Origin of the sequence: Nonomuraea sp. NPDC003804 (assembly GCF_040610675.1) — a bacterium.
Lineage (GTDB): Bacteria > Actinomycetota > Actinomycetes > Streptosporangiales > Streptosporangiaceae > Nonomuraea.
In genome coordinates this window covers 1-1344 of sequence record NZ_JBEXMT010000108.1, presented here as the reverse complement: position 1 = coordinate 1344, position 1344 = coordinate 1, and the positions used below count along the sequence as shown (strand labels likewise).

Below are 1344 nucleotides of genomic sequence, written 5' to 3'. Positions count from 1 at the left end.
GGCTGGGCCAACTGCAGGCCGCCAAACGGGCTGACCGCTTGGACGAGGCGGAACACCGTTTCCGAGAAGCCCAGTCTCGGAAGAACAAATACTTGGAGCGGGTCAAGCGCGGCCTGGAAGCCCCGATGCCGCTGGACGATTACCGAGCGTGGGCCGATGAGGTGAGGCAGCTGGGCGTGGACTGGGCTCGGATGGTCACCCAGAGCCGACAGGACCTGAATCGCCCGCCGGCCCACACCGATGCCCCCTACTCTGGTCGCTCAATGACAAGGACATAGGTTCCATCCTCGCCATCGAGGTCGCTGTCGGGCGATTCCGGAATCTCATTACGCGCGTAGAAGGCAGCGAGCTTTGCGGTGAGGCTGTCCACATCCCCCCCGCCACGGACCTTCTTGCCGACATTGCAATACATCAACCGTTCGAAGAACAGCCCCCAGCGCATGCTGTCATCTAGCTTCTTGTATGGCGTTTTCACCTTCTTGCTGCCGTTGTCATACCACGCGTTGGTGTTCAGTTTTGCCGGATCAGGCCGCCAAAACAGGCAATGATGGAGCGCCTCGGACCGCAGATCACGATTGATAAACGTAGGCAAGCAATAAAAGATCTCTGGCGTGGAGCTCACCAAGGCGAGCTGGCCTGCCGGCTGATCAAAGGTCCACTTCAGGCGATCTTTTCCGACTGCCCCGCTGGTAGCAAGCTTGGCTCGCTTGAACTGCAACCCAACGATCTTCGAGCCAACTGAGAGCTTCTCATCTGCTGGCCAGACCTTCTCTTGGGAAGATCCGATTGCCCAGATGGCATATCGAAGCCCCACGTTCTTCAGATAGGCCTCAATGCCAGCGACAATCCACGCCTCATATTCCCGCTCGAGCGGCGATGCATACTTAACACCCAGAATCTGCTTCATGTCCGTCCTTGGCTCGGTGATCCCGAACTAATACACCAACAAAGGGGCGTTGCGCCACCCCCGTCAGAAGCCAACCTCTGTGGACAGGGAGATAAACCACGTCTCGCCGCATGCCTTTCTCAACCAGGTCCGGGTTCCAGCCCTATTGGCGAAAGGCCAACCAGGCGACGCCGGCTCAAACTAGTCGCAGCTCGCCACTTCGATGGTCTCATACGGGCTGCCATCCACGAATCGATACAAGTAGCGCACACGCCCGCCCAGCGCTACGAATGCACGTCCCTCTGGGCCTTGAGCGCAGACCCCACCCTTCGCCGCGTTGCGCATCATCGCCCTGGCTTCGGCATCCGATTTTCCGGACTGAGCCAGAACCTGATTCATCTGTTCACGGGTATACGAGAAGTTGGCGGTATAGGTGATCGTGTTGCCGCCGGCGACCA

The 1344-nt window shown here is 58.9% G+C and carries 2 protein-coding genes; both read right to left on the bottom strand.

What is annotated here, in order from left to right; genetic code table 11:
- Window positions 1–247: 247 nt before the first annotated feature.
- Complete coding sequence (locus ABZX22_RS45115) at window positions 248–907, bottom strand: hypothetical protein (RefSeq protein ID WP_099605704.1); 660 nt, start codon at window positions 905–907, stop codon at window positions 248–250.
- Between the two features lie 180 nt (window positions 908–1087).
- On the bottom strand, window positions 1088–1344 hold a 257-nt coding region (locus ABZX22_RS45110), incomplete at its 5' end, for a hypothetical protein (RefSeq protein ID WP_354923508.1).

Excerpts from the sequence above, each read along its gene's own strand:
- ABZX22_RS45115 (WP_099605704.1), bottom strand. The coding sequence starts at position 907 with ATGAAGCAGATTCTGGGTGTTAAGTATGCATCGCCGCTCGAGCGGGAA.